The organism is Dolichospermum sp. DET69, assembly GCA_017355425.1.
In the GTDB taxonomy this organism is placed as follows: domain Bacteria; phylum Cyanobacteriota; class Cyanobacteriia; order Cyanobacteriales; family Nostocaceae; genus Dolichospermum.
Genome location: CP070233.1, coordinates 5,008,120 through 5,027,615, shown reverse-complemented (window position 1 = coordinate 5,027,615; position 19,496 = coordinate 5,008,120). Strand labels below are relative to the sequence as shown.

General features: G+C 37.2%; 22 protein-coding genes and 1 pseudogene. 16 read left to right on the top strand and 7 right to left on the bottom strand.

The genetic code is table 11. The features are described from left to right. The first annotated feature begins 182 nt into the window (after nt 1-182). Entirely contained in the window at nt 183-656 is a 474-nt protein-coding gene (locus EZY12_23060; protein ID QSX67535.1) for a TspO/MBR family protein, read from the top strand. Between the two features lie 112 nt (nt 657-768). Here the strand turns inward: EZY12_23060 and EZY12_23055 are convergent, their stop codons facing one another. From EZY12_23055 to gatA, 3 genes are all read right to left on the bottom strand, one after another. Continuing rightward, nucleotides 769-1,158 carry a hypothetical protein gene (locus tag EZY12_23055; GenBank protein ID QSX67534.1) on the bottom strand — a complete coding sequence of 130 codons (390 nt, stop codon included), beginning with the start codon at nt 1,156-1,158 and terminating at the stop codon, nt 769-771. A 118-nt stretch (nt 1,159-1,276) separates the two neighbouring features. After that, a complete protein-coding gene (locus EZY12_23050; protein ID QSX67533.1) occupies nt 1,277-3,631 on the bottom strand; it encodes a ComEC/Rec2 family competence protein in 2,355 nt (784 codons plus the stop codon). 748 nt (nt 3,632-4,379) lie between these two features. Further along, on the bottom strand, nt 4,380-5,840 hold the full coding sequence (gene gatA / locus EZY12_23045; protein QSX67532.1) for an Asp-tRNA(Asn)/Glu-tRNA(Gln) amidotransferase subunit GatA: 1,461 nt from the start codon (nt 5,838-5,840) through the stop codon (nt 4,380-4,382). Nucleotides 5,841-6,037: 197 nt separating this feature from the next. Here gatA and EZY12_23040 point away from each other — a divergent pair, with 197 nt between their 5' ends. The 14 genes and pseudogenes from EZY12_23040 (at nt 6,038) to rfbB (ending at nt 15,519) form a co-directional block, all read left to right on the top strand. After that, nucleotides 6,038-6,454, top strand: a complete 417-nt coding sequence (locus EZY12_23040) for a XisH family protein (GenBank protein QSX67531.1) — start codon at nt 6,038-6,040, stop codon at nt 6,452-6,454. After that, nucleotides 6,442-6,777 carry a XisI protein gene (locus EZY12_23035; GenBank protein ID QSX67530.1) on the top strand — a complete coding sequence of 112 codons (336 nt, stop codon included), beginning with the start codon at nt 6,442-6,444 and terminating at the stop codon, nt 6,775-6,777. The genes EZY12_23040 and EZY12_23035 overlap by 13 nt, the downstream gene beginning before the upstream one ends. Before the next feature lie 112 nt (nt 6,778-6,889). Next, the gene (locus EZY12_23030; GenBank protein QSX67529.1) at nt 6,890-7,201 is read left to right on the top strand and encodes a hypothetical protein; all 312 of its coding nucleotides are present in this window, start codon (nt 6,890-6,892) and stop codon (nt 7,199-7,201) included. A 49-nt stretch (nt 7,202-7,250) separates the two neighbouring features. Beyond that, the gene (locus tag EZY12_23025; GenBank protein QSX67528.1) at nt 7,251-7,496 is read left to right on the top strand and encodes a type II toxin-antitoxin system HicB family antitoxin; all 246 of its coding nucleotides are present in this window, start codon (nt 7,251-7,253) and stop codon (nt 7,494-7,496) included. Continuing rightward, nucleotides 7,493-7,618, top strand: coding sequence for a type II toxin-antitoxin system HicA family toxin (locus EZY12_23020; GenBank protein QSX67527.1), 126 nt, complete (start codon nt 7,493-7,495; stop codon nt 7,616-7,618). Before EZY12_23025 ends, EZY12_23020 begins: the two co-directional genes overlap by 4 nt. Nucleotides 7,619-7,737: 119 nt before the next feature. Then, nucleotides 7,738-7,899 carry a hypothetical protein gene (locus EZY12_23015; protein QSX67526.1) on the top strand — a complete coding sequence of 54 codons (162 nt, stop codon included), beginning with the start codon at nt 7,738-7,740 and terminating at the stop codon, nt 7,897-7,899. 36 nt (nt 7,900-7,935) lie between these two features. Further along, on the top strand, nt 7,936-9,297 hold the full coding sequence (locus EZY12_23010; protein ID QSX67525.1) for a trans-splicing intein-formed DNA polymerase III subunit alpha C-terminal partner DnaE-C: 1,362 nt from the start codon (nt 7,936-7,938) through the stop codon (nt 9,295-9,297). A 554-nt stretch (nt 9,298-9,851) separates the two neighbouring features. Next, nucleotides 9,852-10,028: pseudogene (locus tag EZY12_23005) on the top strand (pentapeptide repeat-containing protein). A 499-nt stretch (nt 10,029-10,527) separates the two neighbouring features. Further along, the gene (locus EZY12_23000) at nt 10,528-11,088 is read left to right on the top strand and encodes a methylmalonic aciduria and homocystinuria type D protein (protein ID QSX67524.1); all 561 of its coding nucleotides are present in this window, start codon (nt 10,528-10,530) and stop codon (nt 11,086-11,088) included. 117 nt (nt 11,089-11,205) lie between these two features. Continuing rightward, nucleotides 11,206-11,529, top strand: a complete 324-nt coding sequence (locus tag EZY12_22995; protein ID QSX67523.1) for a phasin family protein — start codon at nt 11,206-11,208, stop codon at nt 11,527-11,529. Nucleotides 11,530-11,608: 79 nt separating this feature from the next. Then, nucleotides 11,609-12,130: an FKBP-type peptidyl-prolyl cis-trans isomerase gene (locus EZY12_22990; GenBank protein ID QSX67522.1), complete on the top strand. Its 522-nt coding sequence runs from the start codon at nt 11,609-11,611 to the stop codon at nt 12,128-12,130. Between the two features lie 393 nt (nt 12,131-12,523). Next, nucleotides 12,524-13,162 carry a hypothetical protein gene (locus EZY12_22985; GenBank protein QSX67521.1) on the top strand — a complete coding sequence of 213 codons (639 nt, stop codon included), beginning with the start codon at nt 12,524-12,526 and terminating at the stop codon, nt 13,160-13,162. A 324-nt stretch (nt 13,163-13,486) separates the two neighbouring features. Continuing rightward, entirely contained in the window at nt 13,487-14,488 is a 1,002-nt protein-coding gene (locus tag EZY12_22980; GenBank protein ID QSX67520.1) for a glycosyltransferase, read from the top strand. A gap of 8 nt (nt 14,489-14,496) precedes the next feature. Next, nucleotides 14,497-15,519 carry a dTDP-glucose 4,6-dehydratase gene (gene rfbB, locus EZY12_22975; protein QSX67519.1) on the top strand — a complete coding sequence of 341 codons (1,023 nt, stop codon included), beginning with the start codon at nt 14,497-14,499 and terminating at the stop codon, nt 15,517-15,519. Between the two features lie 21 nt (nt 15,520-15,540). Here the strand turns inward: rfbB and EZY12_22970 are convergent, their stop codons facing one another. Beyond that, nucleotides 15,541-16,416 carry an indole-3-glycerol-phosphate synthase gene (locus EZY12_22970; protein ID QSX67518.1) on the bottom strand — a complete coding sequence of 292 codons (876 nt, stop codon included), beginning with the start codon at nt 16,414-16,416 and terminating at the stop codon, nt 15,541-15,543. A gap of 151 nt (nt 16,417-16,567) precedes the next feature. Further along, entirely contained in the window at nt 16,568-16,789 is a 222-nt protein-coding gene (locus EZY12_22965; GenBank protein QSX67517.1) for a HetP family heterocyst commitment protein, read from the bottom strand. A 1,176-nt stretch (nt 16,790-17,965) separates the two neighbouring features. Between EZY12_22965 and EZY12_22960 the strand changes: the two genes are divergently transcribed. Then, nucleotides 17,966-18,841 (top strand): response regulator, encoded by an 876-nt coding sequence (locus EZY12_22960; protein QSX70796.1) that lies wholly within the window; start codon nt 17,966-17,968, stop codon nt 18,839-18,841. A 7-nt stretch (nt 18,842-18,848) separates the two neighbouring features. On the opposite strand, the gene EZY12_22955 is transcribed toward EZY12_22960, so the two are convergent. Both EZY12_22955 and EZY12_22950 read right to left on the bottom strand, forming a co-directional pair. Beyond that, nucleotides 18,849-19,001, bottom strand: a complete 153-nt coding sequence (locus EZY12_22955) for a hypothetical protein (protein QSX70860.1) — start codon at nt 18,999-19,001, stop codon at nt 18,849-18,851. Nucleotides 19,002-19,022: 21 nt separating this feature from the next. Next, a complete protein-coding gene (locus EZY12_22950) occupies nt 19,023-19,346 on the bottom strand; it encodes a DUF3082 domain-containing protein (GenBank protein ID QSX70795.1) in 324 nt (107 codons plus the stop codon). Between the last annotated feature and the right edge of the window lie 150 nt (nt 19,347-19,496).

Here is a 19,496-nt window from a genome sequence, read left to right as displayed (position 1 = left end):
TAGGTTGGGTTGAGCGACTCTTAACCCAACATTCTCAATAAGGATGTTACCCAACAAATATGTTGGGTTTCCCTTTGCTCAAACCAACCTACAAAAAAAATGGCGAAGGTATTGACTTCTAGGAACTATTTTATAGTAGTATTGATGCGTCAGACTTTTTGCAAGTCAGTACCAAGGCAACGATGATTAAATCTTGGATGATAATTGGTAGTATAGCATTCTTTGTAGGCTTTGCTGGTAACTGGATTACACCAAATCAGAGTCAATGGTTTAGACAATTACAAAGACCTAAATGGTTAACTTTTGAATCAGTAATTCCCCTGATTTGGACAATAATATTTATCTGTGGTGCTTGGTCAGCTTACATCATTTGGGAACACAATCCAAATACTGAAATAACTCGCTTAATGATGGGTTTGTACCTACTCTTAGAGATATTTACTATAGCTTACAGCCCTGTCATGTTACGTTTTCGTAGTCTCATCGTTGGTACAATCCTCGGTGGTACAGGACTACTTATTTGTATGTTAATCACCCTGGCAGTCTTACCAGTATCTTTCTGGGCAGCATTACTATTATTGCCCTATTTAATTTGGAGTCCCATAGGTACATACACCACATGGCAAATGAGCCGTCTTAATCCTCAGGATGCTTAAATACTCATCAAGATGAATCATAGATAAAGACATGACAAGGCTTAATGTAAGTGTATATGCTACAAAATGAAGTGCGTAATATAGGCTTATTGTGAGGCTAGATATAAAAAACTTAAAATTTGACTCCAATTTGACCGTTAAATCCTCGCACGGAATTGTAACCAGCACCGACAAAAACATGATCGGTAGCGCCTATCTGGACACCACCAGAAACGGCAACACCCTTATTTTCTGAATACCAACCCAGTCCGACATAAGGTGAAATAACGGGTAAACTGATAAATTTTAAAACATCCGCTCCTATAGCACCTTCAGTGCTTTTTCCTACTTCAACGCCAAAATTCAAAACTCTAGCACCCACACCATAAGTAACTTCGTCATTCTTTCCCCCAACTGATACCCAGGGTTGCGGTAAAATTTGAGCCTCAGCTTGGTTGGAGACGAATATACTTAAACAACTGAGTGATGGAATGAGTATTTTGATAATATCCGTTTTTTTCACTGTTTTTATCCTAAATTATCAGTTAAATTTTAACATTTTATCCATTAGATGATGATGTTTAATTTGTTAATATTCAATGTTGAATTATCAAAACTAGAGTTGAGTAACTACAGATGAATTATAACGCAGAAGATTTATTTTCTGTTGTCTGAATGAAAGTTTGAAAATCCCCATTAGGTGTCCATTGAATTGCACCATCTTTCCCAGTAAAGAAAAGTTTTGTTCCTCCTTTACTCAACGAAGATAAGGTTTTATTATCTAAATTATTTGCAGAAGAAATTGCTATTTGTGGTTTGAGTGCTAAAACTAAATCTTGTAAAGATTCTGATGGACACCACAACACCTGGGGAGAAGACAAATCCCCACTTTTAATCAATTCTTGAATTTGTTGAGACTTAATATTACCGACTAATAACCAATTTTGATTCAAAACTTGCAATTTTAAAATCGGTACTTGATCATTAATTAATTGTGCCATCATTGTTGGAGTATTTATTGGTTGTCTAAGTGCCAAATTTTGATAGATTCCTTGCTGTTTTTGCAATTCCTGTTGCAGTACCTGAGTTTCAATATTGTTTTCTACATTAGAGGTATATTCATACAAATTTTTAATTGGTAAATTTTGCAGAATTTCCAACCAAGCATCATGGGTATAACCGGGAAACTTACTAGCGATCGCCCAATTAATTTGATTTATCCCTTGCTGTCTTAAAAATGGTAAAATCGTGAATCTACCCGTCCCTTCATTCCCACTATTAATTATGGAAATATTTCCTTTATCTTGAATCACTAAAACAGGTTCTGTTCTAGTTTCTAACAAAGTAATGCTCACCAAATTATTAGCAGAATGCCAAACGGGAATAACTACCAACCCAAAAGCCATTAAACCCGCAAACCACCAACGCTGTTGCCACCACCGAACTAACCAAGCTAAAATAATTAAAATATAGATAATCAACATTTGCCAAATTGATATACTCCCAACTGCTATTAAACTTCCTGGCAAATTAGCAAAAAATTCCACCATTTGAATTAACCAATGGGTGGGATAATATAAAAAACCAGCTAAAGTTCCCCCTAAATTTGGTGAGATTAAACTTGCTAACCCGCTAATCATTCCCCCGATACTAATGATAGAAATAAATGGTGTCGTCAGAATATTTAACGGCACACTATAAATGGGAATCACACTAGAAAACTCCAGCAATCGCGGTAAAGTCCAAATCGTTGCTGCTAAAGGGATGGAAATTAAAGAAGCGATCGCAGGTGGTAGCCAATCTAAACGTTGTGTGATTGATGATGCCGTGACAATTAACCCCAACGTCGCTAAAAAACTCAGTTGAAAACCTAAATCCCAAATCCACAGAGGATTAAACAACAATAATAACGTTGCTGCTATTAATAAAGACCCCAATTGCTTAACATTTCTTTCCAAAGCCAAACCTAGCAAAGCCGCAAAACCCATAATTACGGCTCTTAATACCGGAGGTTGAAAACCTGATAAAAACAAAAAAGTAATTAAACCCAAACTACCAAGAGTAATCTGCGTCGCTTTATTTGCCCGTTTTGTGAGCTGTAAAATCACACCTAAAATTAAAGAAGTTTGAAACCCAGACGCAGCTAAAGCGTGAGCTAAACCCGCCTTCACAAATAAATCGCGGATATCATAAGGTAAATCAACAGCCTTACCACCTAAAACCATAGCACTGACAAGGGGACCTTCAGGAATACCTAAAACACTAGCTTGCGATCGCCCAATTTTCTCACGAACTTGCCACCATCCCCAAGGACGTTCATCATCTAAAATATTAATCTGTCTACCAATTAAACCTGCAAAAGTCCCCTCCCCCCGCAGATATTTCTGAAAATCAAAAGCACCAGGATTTGAAGCTGCTGTGGGTTTATACAAAAATCCAGTCACCGCAATTTGTTGACCAGGATATAAACCAGTAGATTGCAGAATCGGCACAGTTACATATAACCTACCCGTCACCCCCTTAGGGATTCCCGCAGGGCCCTGATCATTTTTCACCTCATCTAACTGAGTCGCTGCTAACCAAAATTGTCCTCGTTGACTACGAGTTACGCGGGGATTACTATCCACCAACCCCCGGACAATCACCAATTGTTCAAGATTACTATTATCCCCAGCCGCAAATTGACTAATATCCTTGATTCCCGGTTGAGGGACTCGAAATTGAAAATAAACAGTTGCCAATAAACCCACAACACCAGCTATTAACCATATTCTAGGATGGGGAACACCTGCCCAGTTATTAACTACTGCCTTCTGTTTCGTAACGGCATTTTCTTTTCTGAGAGCAAATTTCCGCAAATTAGCATATATTCGGCGAAACAAAACCGCTCCCACTATACCCAATAGCAAAATCCATATACCACCCCAGGGAATTGCGGTAAACAGCAAACCCAAAATATAACTAAGACAGATAATTACTCCACTCGTCTGCATCATAAAAATTTATTGCTAAAGCGCCCAAAACAGAAAATATAGCATCAATATTTAACCTGCTTTGGAAAGATATAATTCATCTTTGGTGACTTTGGCAATAATCAGCTCTACCTCACGCACCCGCACAACAGCAGGAAGCATGAGGCTAGTACCGCAGGGCGGAAGTCAAAAGTCAAAAGTCAAAAGTCAAAAGTAACATGGAGTAAGCTTTTTGGCGATTGAAAATGGTTCATTTACTTACGCCGCACTGTACTAGGTTGTTGATTTTGATGAAATTTCCCCAGTGTAAGTTCATACAAATTTTGTATTTATATGAACGCAAAGTCCATGTAACGTATGCGTTTACCCAAAATCATAGGTGTCAACTTAGGCTCAAATCATTGTCCCACAACCGTTCTACCCCACCCCTCAATCCCCTCCCCTCAAGAGGGGAGGGGAGGTTTTGCGTTAGCAAAAACGGGGGTGGGGTTCTTCGGGATTGATTGGTAAATGATAAAGTTTGATATAACGTCATTACAAGGATTTCACGTTAAGTTGACACCAATGGCCCAAAATAGATCCCAAAAATTTTGCATGAATTTTTACCTACTCAAAAGGCACAAAATCAACATCCTAGCTTGTATCCCATTATTTCCGGTTAATAAACATCTCCGGAAAAGAATGTAGAGACGTGACCTGGAACGGCTCTACAAGGGTTCGGAAAGACGCATATTTAATTTTCACCAGATGTCTAATCAAAACAACTGACAAACTAAGCAATTTTTGGTTTTTGTAAATGCCAATTAGTTGATTGTTCATAGGCATACGCTACTTGGAAAATTTGTTCTTCTCCTAGCACTTTTCCCACTATTTGTAGTCCAATTGGTAAACCTTTACTATCAAAACCACAAGGTAAACTAATTCCTGGTAAACCAGCTAAATTAGCCGGAATAGTCATTAAATCATTTAAATACATACTCAAAGGATCTTTGGTTTTTTCTCCGGCTTGAAATGCGGTAGTTGGTGCAGTGGGAGAAATTAAAACATCTACTGTTGTAAAAGCTTTTTCAAAGTCTTGTTTAATGAGAGTGCGGACTTTTTGCGCTTGCAAATAATAGGCATCATAATAACCAGCAGAAAGGGCATAAGTACCAATCATAATCCGGCGTTTAACTTCCGCCCCAAAACCTTGAGAACGAGTCCGGGTATACATTGATAGAAGATTATCCGCATCAGGAGAACGCAAACCATATTTAACGCCATCATAACGCGCTAAGTTAGCTGATGCTTCCGAGGGGGCGATAATGTAGTAAGTTGGTAAACCATAGCGGAAACTGGGACAGGAAATAGGATGAATTTCTGCACCTAATTCTTGTAATTGATCTATGGCTTTGGTGACAGCAGCTTCTACTTCTGGATCTAAACCTTGACCAAAGGTTTCTGTAATTACACCAATTCTCAATTTTTTCCTAACTTTAAGATCGGGTTTTAAATTAGCTGCATAGTTAGGAATTGCAACTTTGAGACTGGTGGAGTCTTGAGGATCATAACCTGCGATCGCACTTAACAATATAGCCGCATCTTCCACACTGCGTCCAAAGGGTCCAATTTGATCGAGAGACGAAGCATAAGCTACTAAACCATAGCGGGAAACTAATCCATAAGTCGGTTTCATCCCTACCACACCGCAGAAGGAAGCCGGTTGACGAATTGAACCCCCGGTATCAGAACCCAGAGAAACCACACATTCATCTGCGGCTACGGCTGCTGCTGAACCACCGGAAGAACCACCAGGAACACGGGATAAATCCCAAGGATTAGCGGTAACTTGGTAAGCGGAGTTTTCTGTCGAACTCCCCATTGCAAACTCATCTAAGTTGGTTTTACCGACCATTACACCCCCAGCGTCAGCTAGTTTTTGGGTGACGGTTGATTCGTAAGGTGGGATAAAATTTTCTAAAATTCGGGAAGCGCAAGTTGTGACAATCCCCTTGGTACACAAATTGTCCTTAATCCCGATGGGAATGCCCGCCAAGATGCCTATCTCTTCTCCCGCTGCGATTTTTGCATCCACAGCCTGAGCTTGTTTTAAGGCTTGTTCCGTCGTCACAGTGAGAAAACTGCGTAATTTCGGTTCTAACTCTTGAATCCGATTTAATGCTTCTTGAGTAATTTCAACGGCAGAACGTTCTTTTTTAATTAGCTGTTCATGTAACTCGCGGATGGATGCCATAATTGCTCTTTTTAATGAATCAAGTCATTGATTTTAGCATTTACAGGTGTGGGGATTGGGGAATTTTCGTTTGAAGTTACAGCGAATTTTTTTCTCACGCAGAGGCACAGAGGCACGGAGAGAGTTTAGTTATAATAAAAATATTAGTTATGGTTGGATAATCAGTTTATAGTTCATTGGGAAAAGCCAATTTTAATATGCCGGCAAAGGACATCTATCACAATGCTGTTAAAAATGCCTTAATTCAAGAAGGCTGGATAATTACAAATGACCCTCTACATTTAAAATGGGGTCAAAAAGATATGTATGTAGATTTAGGAGCAAAACAACTTTTAGCGGCAGAACAAGGAACTAGAAAAATTGCCGTAGAAATTAAGAGTTTTGTCAGTCCTTCGGAAATGGCTGATCTTAAAGATGCTATTGGTGGATTTGTTTTGTATCGTGCTGTTATGAATCGTCTAGAACCTGATAGAATATTATATTTAGGAGTGCGTGACACTGTATTCACAGATTTATTTGAAGAACCAATTGGTAAACTTTTAAGAGAAAGCGAAAATCTAAATTTACTTGTTTTTAATTCTGATACTGAGAGGATTACCCAATGGATACCTTAGATAACTATCGCCTGATTATTAAAGAAGTGTTAATACCTTATACACAAATTCCTTATTCCTATGGAGTGATTGAATGTAAAACAGTTTTTGATGATGAAAATGATAGCTATTTACTAATAACTCTTGGTTGGGAAGGGGCGAAAAGAATTCACGGTTGCTTAGTTCATCTTGACATTATTGATAGTAAAGTCTGGGTACAAAGAGATGATACAGAAGATGGTGTTACTTATGAATTAGAAGCAGCGGGAATTCCTAAAGATAAAATTGTTTTAGGTTTTCACCCGCAAAATGTTAGGCAACATACAGGCTATGCTGTGATTTGAGGTATAACTCATTACCAATAGTATAAGTAGATTGAGTTATCTGTAATATGACTGGTTCTATTTCGTTCCATACAATTAGTTAAGAGCATCAGACTAAAAGGAGTATTAAAAATTGGCATACTACTTAAATATTTTCTCCCCAGAAACTACTACTTCAATTTATTCAGGTATTCTCAGAATGGCAGATTTGCTTGCACTGCAACCAAACATGAATATAAAGTTGCATATAGTTGCACCTCCTGAGCGACGAGACAAAGTTTTTCAAGAGATTCGACGGCCTGTATTCTCATTACTTGATGTAGCACCTTTGTCAGAAAGATGTACATATCTTTCCTATGAAAGTGTTCAAGAATTGGCACTGCAAAAGCATTTATCACATCTATCAGATAGTGTTTTAGATGAGTATGCAGAGGAGGCTGAGTAAGTTCGCTACCTAAATTGTTAACCTAAAATAAGCAAAGAAACAAATTTTTATGTTCTACAAAATTCCATTACTGCTTACACCTCAACCAGAAGGAGGGTTCACCGTAACTTCTCCACTATTGCCAGAATTAATAACCGAGGGAGATTCTATGGATGAAGTTTTAGTCAATGTTAGAGATGCTTTTGAAGCGGTTCTGGAAACATATCAAGATTTAGGTAAAGAGCTTCCGCTTAACCTACAATCTGTAGACCAAAACTCACCAGCTTTAATAGAAACAATTATCTCCATCAGATGAACTATAGAGAAGTTGCTAAGAAATTATCTAGGCTTGGATGTGAAGAAATCCCCAGACGTGGTGGAGGTTCACATAGAAAGTGGTTTAATCCAATTACTCACAAAAGCAACTGTAATTCCTGATTGGAGTGGCCGGGATTTAAAATTAGGAACGTTACGCGCAGCCATAAAACAACTAGGAATTGAGTGGTCTGACTTTGAAGAAGTATAACAAATTATAGCAAAAAAATTCCTCCCTTCCTATGAATGAAAAACGCCAAACTGAAAAAAACAAGCCACAAAACAGCACTAATATAGAGAGAAATCAAAAAACAGAAGAAGAAGTTTTATGTCCTCATTGTCAACGCACTGCCACCAACGGTATTAAATGTAAAGGTATTTGTGTGGCTGATAATGACTATTAAAGTGTAAATCAATAAATTATATCAAGGCTAAATAACATGGTTAAAATAATTTCTCGTACTTATGTAGGTCAAGCCAATGTTTATGATATTGGTGTGGAAAATGACCATAATTTTGTGATTAAAAATGGTTTTGTCGCTTCTAATTGTTTTAATAAATCCCACTCGACAGCTTACGCTTACGTAACTTATCAAACATCATACTTAAAAGCAAATTACCCATTAGAGTATATGGCGGCACTGTTAACCGCTAACAGTGGAGATACAGACAAAGTGCGGAAATATCTTGATAACTGTTCTAATATGGGTATTGTGATTGATGCACCAGATGTTAACCGCTCTGGTTTAGATTTTACTCCCATAGATGGGAAGATTTTATTTGGATTTTCGGCGGTGCGGAATGTGGGACAAAATGCGATCGCCTCAATTTTAGAAGCCAGAGAAGAATCAGGAGAATTAATCCCATTTAAGTCTTTGGCTGATTTTTGCGATCGCGTTGATTTACGAGCTATGAACCGCCGAACTTTAGAATCATTAATTAACTGCGGTGCTTTTGATAAAATTCAACCTAATCGCAATCAATTAATTCATGATTCAGAATTAGTTTATGAATGGGCGCAATCCCGCGCTAGAGACAAAGCTAGTGGACAGGGAAACATCTTTGATTTATTAGGAGGTGGATTTGCAGGAAATAATAATCAACCCCAAAAGAATGGTTTTGAATCTGCACCTAAAGCTCCACCTGTCAATGATTTACCACCTCAAGAAAAATTACGAATGGAAAAAGAATTATTAGGATTTTATCTCTCAGATCATCCTCTTAAATCTATCAGACAATCATCCTCAGTCCTTGCACCCATTAACCTTGCACAATTAGGAGAACAAAAAGAAGATTCCATTCTTTGTGCAGTGGTAATGTTGAACAATGTCAAAAAGGTAGTTACAAAAAAAGGTGACTCTATGGCAATTTTGCAAGTTGAAGATTTATCTGCTGCCTCGGAAGTTGTCGTTTTTCCTAAAACCTATGAACGCATTAGTTCTATACTAGAAATTGATGCGAGATTGATTATTTGGGGTAAAGTAGATCGCCGTGATGATCAAACTCAATTTATTCTCGAAGATGCCGAAACTGTAGAAACAGTAAAAATGATTTTAGTGGAACTTAGTCCACAACAAGCAGGGACAATTGAAGAACAACATCGTCTGAATACAATTCTCAAAGCCCAAGCAGGGGATAAAGATAAATCAAGAATACCTGTAATTGGCATTATTCAAGCCGGAAATCACCGGGAAATTGTCCGTTTTGGCAGACAGTTCTGGGTACAAGATTCGGGAACAGCAGTACAAGCACTACAAACCGCCAAATTTCCGGCTCATATCAAACAACTAACCAGCGATTAAAGGATTATTATCGCCCTGAAATCAAATCCGGTTATTGTAGGGGTTTACGGTGTAAACCCCAGCCCACTATAATAATAAAACGTTATTGGGCTTATACTGTTTGCGTTTGCAGCGTTATTGGGCTTGCATCGTTTGCATTGCAGCGTTATTGAGATTGCATCGTTTGCGTTTGCAGCGTTATTGGGCTTACATTGTTTGCGTTACAGCGTTATTTGGCTTACACCGTAAGCCCCTACAACATTAACAATTCTTGATTTGGTTATGAAATTCGACCCTGAAAAACATCACCGGCGATCAATTCGGCTTCCTGATTATAATTATGCTCAATCTGGAGCTTATTTTGTAACGATATGTACTCATCAGAAACAATGTTGGTTTGGTGATATTAAGCAGGGCAAAATGCAAATAAATCAAATTGGTCAAATAGTTATGCAAGAATGGTTGAAATCTTCAGAAATTCGTCAAGAAATTGAATTGGATGAATGGGTTTTAATGCCTAATCATTTACATGGAATTGTCTGGATTAAAAATCAGGCTGAGGATCAAAAAAAGGGCTTACATTCAGAGGGCTTACATTCAGGGGGCTTACATTCAGAGGGCTTACATTCAGGGGGCTTACATTCAGAGGGCTTACATTCAGGGGGCTTACATTCAGAGGGCTTACATTCAGGGGGCTTACATTCAGGGGGCTTACATTCAGGGGGCTTACATTCAGGGGGCTTACACCGTAAGCCCCTACGGATTGAAAAAATATGTCTGAAGTCTCGTTCTCTTGGTTCATTTATTAATGGGTTTAAATGTTCTGTAACTCGATGTATTAATCGGATTCGTAATAATTCTGATATTCCTTTTTGGCAACGTAATTATTATGAATCGGTGATTAGGGATGAACAACATTTAAGTAATATTAGACAATATATCTATGATAATCCTCAAAACTGGGAACATGACGCAGAAAATCCCCACAATAATTGTGAATGGCAAACAATGCTGATTGATGTCCCATTTTAATAAAATATATTGTTGGCTTTGCTTACTTCATAAAATGGCTCTTAAGCTACGAAGTGGTCTTTTTTAACCGAAAATTGATGGATTGAGCTATCACTCTAGTTATACTATAAATAATTGTACCAATCTACATATTGCCAAAATTTGATGATTTATTTGTAGATTTAAGGGTTATTATTTTTAACAAAGATAAATTTAAAAACCTTTATAAACCGATTAAATGTGGTGTATTATCCCAAAGTTTGTATTTCCGAGCCTAGCTGTCCTATTTATTTAGTTGGCAAAACCGGACAAGCAGTAGAGATTTCTATTCATACTCCTAGTCCATATATCTGTGCCAACTGCGAACAGATATTACCAGATTGGAAACAGCAACAGGTTTTGTGGGTAATGGTTGTCTTACAGCAATCACAATATTCTCTTGAAGAAATGACCACAGAAACTGAGCAAGAAAAAGAAAAGCTGCGGGAAAAATTTATGCGTTTTGGTTGCGATCTGGCATTTAATTTGCGCGATCGCGGATACTTAACAGACCTGATAGATCCCCGTACAGGTTATCCATTACTATCTCATTCCGGGTTAGTACCCCATGATGATACAGCAGTAGCACAAGCCTTACTTAAATATCCCGCCATTGAAAATAAATGCCATGTCCTTGTGCATCCCCAATGGGGAACTGCTGTTTATCCTAGTGTTATGCTTTCGGAAGCACCCCCAAACATCATTGAGTCAGTCACTAAAGCCATAGCACCAATGCACGGATGGATAGAGATTGGGAATTAACCAGGAGTCACGGACTAAATTTGCCAAAATAAATGTGTAGGTTAGAATTACTAAGCTTTTAGCATAGTCTGAATCAGTCCGGTTAGTTCATTTAGCAACAAGTGAGAGGAAGGGAGTATGGATAGTAACAATTGGTTGCAACAGCTAATGATGTTGGGTATTGGGACAACTTCCTTAGTTGCTGACAAACTGAAAGAGGTTAGTGATGAACTGGTAAAAGACGGTAAACTCAATCCTGAGCAAGCTAAGGCAGTAATGGATGATCTTGTCCATCAGTTACAGTCTGAACAAGGCAATTGGGATGAGCAAATGCAACGACAAATGCGGAATATGATGCAGGACTTGGGAGTGGCCCGTCAGTCAGAAGTAGACGAATTACGGGGGAGAATTGACCGTTTAGAGCGTCAAGTTCGGGATTTGGAAAATAAGCTGTGGCGCTAAAAGATCATTTCTGATTTAAACTAATTTGTATTCTGTCAGTAATCTGATCATCAGTAATTAAAACTCAAGAGGGCTGATTTTGAAAGGAATTTTCCTCAGCGTGGTGTTGATGCTAGTGTGTGTTGGCGTTTTAGTATTTACGCAAATTAGCGGTAACAAAGATACTGTTATAGGTACTCAATCATCCCCAACACAACCAACCACCACTGTTACTCAAGAAAACAATACTCTAATACCGAGCAATACTATGTCTGAAGCCAAAACTGTTACTACCCCCTCTGGATTGAAATATGTAGAACTAGTAGAGGGAACAGGCGAAACTCCCAAAACTGGACAAACCGTTAATGTTCACTACATTGGCACTTTAGAAAATGGCACTAAATTTGATAGTTCACGCGATCGCGGTCAGCCCTTTAGCTTTACAATCGGCAAAGGACAAGTAATTAAAGGTTGGGACGAAGGACTAAGCACAATGAAAGTAGGTGGCCGTCGGATATTAACTATCCCTCCAGACTTAGGTTATGGTGCGCGTGGTGCTGGTGGTGTTATTCCTGCCAACGCTACTTTAATTTTTGACGTAGAATTGTTAGGCGTTAAATAGCGATAGCTAAATATAAAATGGGCAAGCAGGATGCCCACCCCACAAAAGCTATATAAAAATTATATATTTATTGTGGGGTGGGCTTCTAGCCTGCCATGATTCTAGTTAAAAAATATACAGCACTTCATCAATTGAGTGTGATTTGACACTCTCACCGTCTTTAGAAATTGAGATTCTTAAGAGATTTTCACTCGTAAAGGTTGAGCCAAACAACCACTAGACACTCCGCTTAAAGCATTGCATTGTGCTTACTTTGTTTAAAATTATAGCGAAACTATTATGTTTTTGCCAAATACTTTTAGGCGATCAAAACCGCACTCTTCAGAATCTTGTTCGTATATTTTCCCTCTCAACACGCTTCGTAACTGAGTTTCCCACTTACCGCGAGGTTTTATGAATACTTCTGATTATCGTGACTCGTCTCCTTTTAACTTTGAGTTTATCCCACCTCAACCCAGTCAAGATGCTGATTTACTCCAACAGCTATCTTTTATCCCTGGATTGAAAGAGTTCCTCCTGTTACGTCAAGTTCATGCTCTAGAACACGCTACCGTTTGGGTGCTAGGAGAAAATAAAAAATCCTATTCACCACCAGAAACAACCACTAAGATGCCGTTAGATGATGAATTATTAGGTGGTTTGTCTACCGAACAGGGATTTTTTCTCTATGGTGATGTGAATATTAGTGATTTGCGACGAGCAGTAACATTAGCTAAACATCGTCTTATCAGTGGAGAATGGGATTTAGCTGTACATCCCCGCTGTGGCACAAATGTATCTGTGTCTGTGCTATTAACAGCAGGACTAGCAGCAACTTTGTCTTTTATCCTCCCATTTCGACCAGTTGAACAACTTATTGGTTTCGGTTTAGCAGCAACAGCAGCAGCAGAAATTGCACCGGATTTAGGAATGCTCACTCAGCGTTATCTTACAACTTCTATTCCTTTTAATTTAGCTGTTGAAAATATTATTATTGCCCGCGATTTTTGGGGTAAGGAAAGTCATTTTGTCAAAGTATGTTGGGAAGATTAAACGTAGGGGCGCAGGGTCTGCGCCCAATCAGGAGTTAATGAACCACGAAGGAACGAAGGACACGAAGTAAGAAGGAAGAAGGAAGAAGGAAGAAGGAAGAAGGAAGTAGGAAGAAGGAAGTAGGAAGTAGGTTTTTTTCAAGTTTGAGGATGGGCTAAAGGTTTACAATTAACTTTGTAGGGGCGCAGGGTCTGCGCCCAATCAGGAGTTAATGAACCACGAAGGAACGAAGGACACGAAGGAAGAAGGAAGAAGGAAGAAGGTTTTTTTCAAGTTCTATGATGGGTTAAGGGTTCACAATTAATTTTTTAGATATTTAATATTATGAGAAAACTTTATTTTTTAGTTCCGGGAACAGATGGTAAGTTTGCTTGTGGTGGTCTTTGGGCGGAGTTGAAAACAGTTGCTTTAGCTCAACAGATTTGTGATGCTGAAGTGGTAACTTATCGTCAGCGGGAATCAGGTAAATTATTTTTAGATGATTTATTAAAAGAGAAAAATTTAGATGATGTAATTTTTGTGATTAGTTGGGGATTTGATGTTGGTAAGTTGGCGGCTAAATTACAAAAATATCATGTAATTTATCATGCTCACAGTTCAGGTTATCAAATTAATTTACCATCTAGTATTCCTATAATTACTGTTAGCAGAAATACTTTAGGCTATTGGGGACAACAAGCCCCAAATTCTCTACTTTATTATTTACCAAATCAAATTAGTGCAGAATTTATTAATTTACATCAAAGTCGAGATATTGATGTTTTAGTCCAAACACGGAAATCTTCGGAATATTTAATTAAATCCTTAATTCCGGCTTTAGAAAAAAAATGTCAAGTCTTAGTTATTGATAGTTATGTAGACAATTTACCAGCTTTATTTAACCGCGCTAAAGTCTATCTCTATGATTCAGCGGAATACTGGAAATTACAAGGAGTCAGCGAAGGATTTGGTTTACAACCAATGGAAGCATTAGCCTGTGGTTGTCAAGTTTTTTCTAGTGTTAATGGTGGATTATCTGATTATTTAGACCCAGGATTTAATTGTCATAAAATTGCTGGTCATGCCTTAGAATATGATGTAGCTAAGATTTTGAAAGTTTTAGAATCTTCAGCATCATTGACTTTATCAGAGACTGTGTTATCAGAATATAGAACTGAGAATATTGTCCACCGCTTGCGGGTAATTTTGACGGAAATTAATGATTTCTTTGACTATAAAAATAATTACTCAGCTAAAATCCCCGATTTTACAAAAATCCGGTTAGCAAAGTTATTGACACAGAGAATATTTGCTAAAATCAAGAAGAAATATTTACAAGGTCATTAGGAAATTTGATGAATAGACGATTATTGGTTACAGGGGGTGCTGGGTTTATTGGTGCAAATTTTGTCCATCATTGGTGTCAATCTTATCCAAATGATAGACTAGTCGTGTTGGATGCTCTTACCTACGCTGGAAATCTCCATAATTTAGCCTCGGTTGCCGAAAAAGAGAATTTCCGATTTGTGCAAGGAGACATAAGCGATCGCTCTTTAGTTGATAAACTACTGTTAGAAGAAAATATAGATACTATAGCCCATTTTGCTGCCGAGTCTCACGTTGATCGTTCAATTACTGGACCTGCTGCATTTGTTCAAACTAATGTGGTGGGAACTTTTACCCTTTTAGAAGCTTTTCGTCAACATTGGCAAGCAAATACACAACCTAGTAATTACCTATTTCTTCATGTTTCTACAGATGAAGTTTATGGTAGTCTCACTTCAGATGAACCAGCATTTTCAGAAACTACAGCCTATAGTCCCAATAGTCCTTATTCAGCCTCAAAAGCTGGGAGTGATCATTTAGTTCGGGCTTATTATCATACTTATAAATTACCGACAATTATCACAAATTGCTCTAACAATTATGGCGCTTTTCAATTTCCAGAAAAGCTCATTCCTCTAATGTGTATTCATATTTTGACAGGTAAAGAATTACCTATTTATGGTGATGGTAAAAATGTTCGAGATTGGTTATATGTAGTTGATCACTGTCGGGCTTTAGATGTGGTAATCCATCAAGGAAAACCAGGAGAAAATTATAACATTGGTGGTAATAACGAAGTTGAAAATATCAGCCTGGTACAAAATTTATGTGAAATTATGAATGAGTTAGCACCAAATTTACCAGTATATCCAGCGGAAAAATTAATTACTTTTGTTCAGGATAGACCTGGACATGATCGAAGATATGCAATTAATGCCAATAAGCTAAAAACAGAATTTGGTTGGACTCCATCGGTGACAATTACTGAAGGTTTACGTTTAACTGTAGAATGGTATCTCAGTCATCCTGATTGGTGGAAACCTTTGCTATAAGGAATTCGTAATTATAAATTACTACCCAATCTCTAATTTCTCTGAGTAATGAATGGGAAATTTGGATTGGAGTAAATTTTTTACAGCTAGTTCTAAATCATGTTCTTTGAGTAAAGATTCTCCGATGATCACTGTTTGAACACCAGCTTCAGCCATTAGAGATAAATCATCAGCAGTTTCTATTCCCGATTCACTGATCACTAAAATTCCTAATTTTTGCAGTTGCGATCGCCTGGTTGCCAATAATTCCTCAGTTGTGTGAATATTGATGCTAAAATCACCTAAATTTTGGTTATTAATGGAAACTATCCTGACATCTGCTAATGCGAGAACTCTGTCCAAATCATTTAAGTTATGAACTTCGATTACAGCATTCATGCCTAAGTAATGAATCACTCGTAAAAAGTTTTGTAATTGCCTGTCTGTAAGAATAGCAGCAATTAATGATATCGCATCTGCACCAGCCGAACGGGCTAAATAAATTTGGCAAGGATCAATGATAAAATCTTTGCAAAGTAGAGGTATTCCTACCCGACATCTAATAGCCCGGAGATGATCGAAACCACCATGAAAAAACTTTTGATCAGTGACAACAGCTACACAAGATGCTCCGCCTCGTTTATAGGCTTGAGCAATAGTAACTGGGTCAAAATCTGGTCTAATTACACTATGATAAAGTGATGCTTTTTTCACTTCTGCAATTAAACTAGGTTTATAAATACTCAACTGCAAAGCCGTCAAAAAGTCCCGGACAGTAGGAGCAGCAGTTAACTGACGTTGCAAGGAAGCCCAAGACATATCTTGTTGCATTTGGGCAACTTCTAGTTTTTTATGCCACACAATTTCTTTAATAATTGCTTGCATTTGATGATTATAAATTGTGGTTGGGTAGCTCATAAAATCTGCATATTAGTAATCAATTTTTTGATGTATCTTCACCTTCCTTTTTATTTTTCTTTATTTTTTAGAAAAAATTCTCACAAATCCAGGTTTAAAACCCCAACTACTGTGATTTTCAATCAAATCTGTCCACTTTTCTGATAGGTGGTTAATTTTGCTGAGAATTACCAAGTAAGCAGTTAGTTTTAAGTAATCTGATATAAGTACGATAGGGTATATAGTCCATAGGATTATAACCAGCAAATTGTAAAACTAGAACACAAGCCCAAGAATATTTTCCTGCCATAATTGCTTTGATTATTTGTTCTATTTGTTCAGTCTTAATTTTTTTGTTAACAGATGAATGATAACCGCTAAAATTTTGACTCATAATATGCACTCCTCTTTAGAATAAGAATCATCTAATGGGTTTGAGAATTTTCCTGATATTCATCAGCCAAAGACCCTTTTTTAAGACTACCCAAAGTTACCCTTTCAAGGCATGAATTATTTTTTGATTAACTTGATGATTTTTTCGCTCTTATTTTTTTACATTTAATTAACTGTCAGAATATTGGATTTTCAAGCATAAATTTAGTAGCAGCAATTATATAGTATTTTTATCTCTTTTTAGGTTAATTTTTTTGTATCATCAAGTTACGAGTTATTTAGCTTAATTTACTAATTGGAGACTTCCAAATAAAAAGAATATCCCAAAATTTCTTGTGGTGCAGGTATCTGGCCCTGCTAATAATATCAGGACGGGGAGGATGCCCATCCCAAGATTGAATAGCGAACGCGAGAGCGTCCCGGAGGGAACTAGTGCCCGCTGCAAGCTCTTAACTTTTATCTAAGTAGGTGAACCGAAAAATTTAAATGTATGTGAAGAAAAGTAAAATCGCCCAAGACTCTCTTCCTGTTCCCTGTTCCCTGTTCCCTGTTCCCTTGCCCCAACGACAATTTTTAACGCCAACCTACTTATTCCAGATTTCCTAATTTTGTTGTTAAAGGATTCTTTGATGACAGTTATATATAACTTTAACCAGTCTTTTATCCTCCCTAGGGAGGATGCTAAATTATTAATCGCCAATTTGAGGCAAAAAGATATTCCCGGAGACGGATGACTTTGTATATTCTTTCGTAGTTGAATGAAAAAAGCACTAAATTTAGTGAAATCAGGTAAATAACTCACAATTTACCTATTTATCAAATCTGACAATCCCCAGATTCAAACAAATATTAATTGACAATATTGCAATCTTATGTTTTTAAGTTCAATTTTCAGGGTGACTCAAGTCAAAAGTAATAAAAACAACCATTATTTTTTTCATGCAACTAAGTTGAAAGTATTTACTTTTTATTGATAAAATTAGATTTATTCAAGCTTAAATATAAATCGGTGAAAGATGAATTACTAATTCAGATAATAGCAATTATCAAGATTTTATTAACTCTTTACTCGAATTCTGTGTTTCCTATTGCTTTTGTTTATATCTAGATTTGTCCGTAAATCGGTACAGAACTTAGTAGTGGCTAAAAATACCAAAATTTAATGATTGGCATAATTATGTACGAAACAAAACAAATTATCGTCATTGATAATGACGTTGTGAACCGCAATTTTGTTATAGATTATCTTGAGTCCGAGGGCTATCATGCTATAGGTGCAGAAAATGGTATTATTGGACTGCAATTAATCAAAAAATATTTACCTGATTTGGTAATTTGTGATCTGGTAATGCCAGACATGGATGGTTATACTGTATTAAGTAATCTGCGGGAATATTCATTAACAGCAATTATTCCTTTTATTTTTCTGACCGCTATTAATACAAAAGAATCTTTACGAAAAGCAATGGAATTGGGAGCAGATGATTATTTAACTAAACCGGCAACAACGGATGAGTTATTGCGAGCTATTACTATTAGACTACAAAAACAAGCTCTTTTTAGATATTGGTATACGACAAATACCCATCAATTAGCAAAACCAGAATTACCGAATACAGAAGTAAATTCTCAATCAATTTTTCCGACTATTCCCCATTTAAAAAAGATTTTTGATTATATTGAAGAGAATTATCAAGAAGGAATCACTGCATCTGATGTTGCGGAAGCTGTGGGTTATTCTTCTGCTTATTTAACTAACCAAGTTGCTAAACAAACAGGAGAGCCAATAAATGTTTGGATTGTGAAACGAAGAATGGTAGCAGCCCTGACTTTACTAAAAAATACTACCCAAACAATTGAGGAAATTGCTACTAATATTGGTTATCAACACACTTGTTATTTCTCCCGACAGTTTCGCCAACATCATGGTTTATCTCCGGCAAATTGGCGAAAAAAACATCAGTTAAATTCAGGCTCAACAAATACTAAATTGCAATTTATCAAAAATCGCTCACAATTAGTCAAACCTATACCTGTAGGGAGTACAAATTAATTAAAAATTAAAAAAAACTTCTGCCTCTCCCCAATGACCAATGACTAATGACCAATGACCAATGACTAATAACTAATGACCAATGACCAATGACCAATGACCAATGACCAATGACCAATGACCAATGACCAATGACCAATGACCAATGACCAATGACCAATGACCAATGACCAATGACTAATTAACTACTTTTAGGATTGCTGAATTGCTGGATAAGAAGTTGTATTGATAAAGCGAATAAACCTAATGCAACTAACCCAAATATTCCTGCTCCCAAGGCTACTATACCTACCACTAAAGTCCGGACAGCGGCAGCGATGTTGATTACAGTTTGGTTATCAGAATGGGTAGTTTTATTGGCAAAAGTGGTGGCGATCGCTATCATTAGAGAATAGGTAGCAAATGCAAATCCTCCCGAAATTGTTGAGCCAATTATACAACGTAAAGGAGTTGCTTTTACTGTAGTAGAACTATCTGCTAATGGCGGTTCTTTTGGTTGATTCATCACAATATTAATTAAGTAGAATGGTCATAAAATCCCCATTTTAATCCTGTTAATCTTTAAATCGGTGGACATCCTGATTCTGACAAATTATCACATGAATTAGACAATTTGAATTTCATGTTAATTAAGTAGAATGGTCATAAAATTCCA

What these genes read in the sequence shown, in the direction of transcription:
- EZY12_23060 (QSX67535.1), top strand. Translation starts at nt 183, where the DNA reads ATGATTAAATCTTGGATGATAATTGGTAGTATAGCATTCTTTGTAGGC.
- EZY12_23050 (QSX67533.1), bottom strand. Translation starts at nt 3,631, where the DNA reads ATGATGCAGACGAGTGGAGTAATTATCTGTCTTAGTTATATTTTGGGT.
- gatA (QSX67532.1), bottom strand. Translation starts at nt 5,840, where the DNA reads ATGGCATCCATCCGCGAGTTACATGAACAGCTAATTAAAAAAGAACGT.
- EZY12_23040 (QSX67531.1), top strand. Translation starts at nt 6,038, where the DNA reads ATGCCGGCAAAGGACATCTATCACAATGCTGTTAAAAATGCCTTAATT.
- EZY12_23035 (QSX67530.1), top strand. Translation starts at nt 6,442, where the DNA reads ATGGATACCTTAGATAACTATCGCCTGATTATTAAAGAAGTGTTAATA.
- EZY12_23025 (QSX67528.1), top strand. Translation starts at nt 7,251, where the DNA reads ATGTTCTACAAAATTCCATTACTGCTTACACCTCAACCAGAAGGAGGG.
- EZY12_23020 (QSX67527.1), top strand. Translation starts at nt 7,493, where the DNA reads ATGAACTATAGAGAAGTTGCTAAGAAATTATCTAGGCTTGGATGTGAA.
- EZY12_23015 (QSX67526.1), top strand. Translation starts at nt 7,738, where the DNA reads ATGAATGAAAAACGCCAAACTGAAAAAAACAAGCCACAAAACAGCACT.
- EZY12_23010 (QSX67525.1), top strand. Translation starts at nt 7,936, where the DNA reads ATGGTTAAAATAATTTCTCGTACTTATGTAGGTCAAGCCAATGTTTAT.
- EZY12_22995 (QSX67523.1), top strand. Translation starts at nt 11,206, where the DNA reads ATGGATAGTAACAATTGGTTGCAACAGCTAATGATGTTGGGTATTGGG.
- EZY12_22985 (QSX67521.1), top strand. Translation starts at nt 12,524, where the DNA reads ATGAATACTTCTGATTATCGTGACTCGTCTCCTTTTAACTTTGAGTTT.
- EZY12_22980 (QSX67520.1), top strand. Translation starts at nt 13,487, where the DNA reads ATGAGAAAACTTTATTTTTTAGTTCCGGGAACAGATGGTAAGTTTGCT.
- rfbB (QSX67519.1), top strand. Translation starts at nt 14,497, where the DNA reads ATGAATAGACGATTATTGGTTACAGGGGGTGCTGGGTTTATTGGTGCA.
- EZY12_22970 (QSX67518.1), bottom strand. Translation starts at nt 16,416, where the DNA reads ATGAGCTACCCAACCACAATTTATAATCATCAAATGCAAGCAATTATT.
- EZY12_22965 (QSX67517.1), bottom strand. Translation starts at nt 16,789, where the DNA reads ATGAGTCAAAATTTTAGCGGTTATCATTCATCTGTTAACAAAAAAATT.
- EZY12_22960 (QSX70796.1), top strand. Translation starts at nt 17,966, where the DNA reads ATGTACGAAACAAAACAAATTATCGTCATTGATAATGACGTTGTGAAC.
- EZY12_22950 (QSX70795.1), bottom strand. Translation starts at nt 19,346, where the DNA reads ATGAATCAACCAAAAGAACCGCCATTAGCAGATAGTTCTACTACAGTA.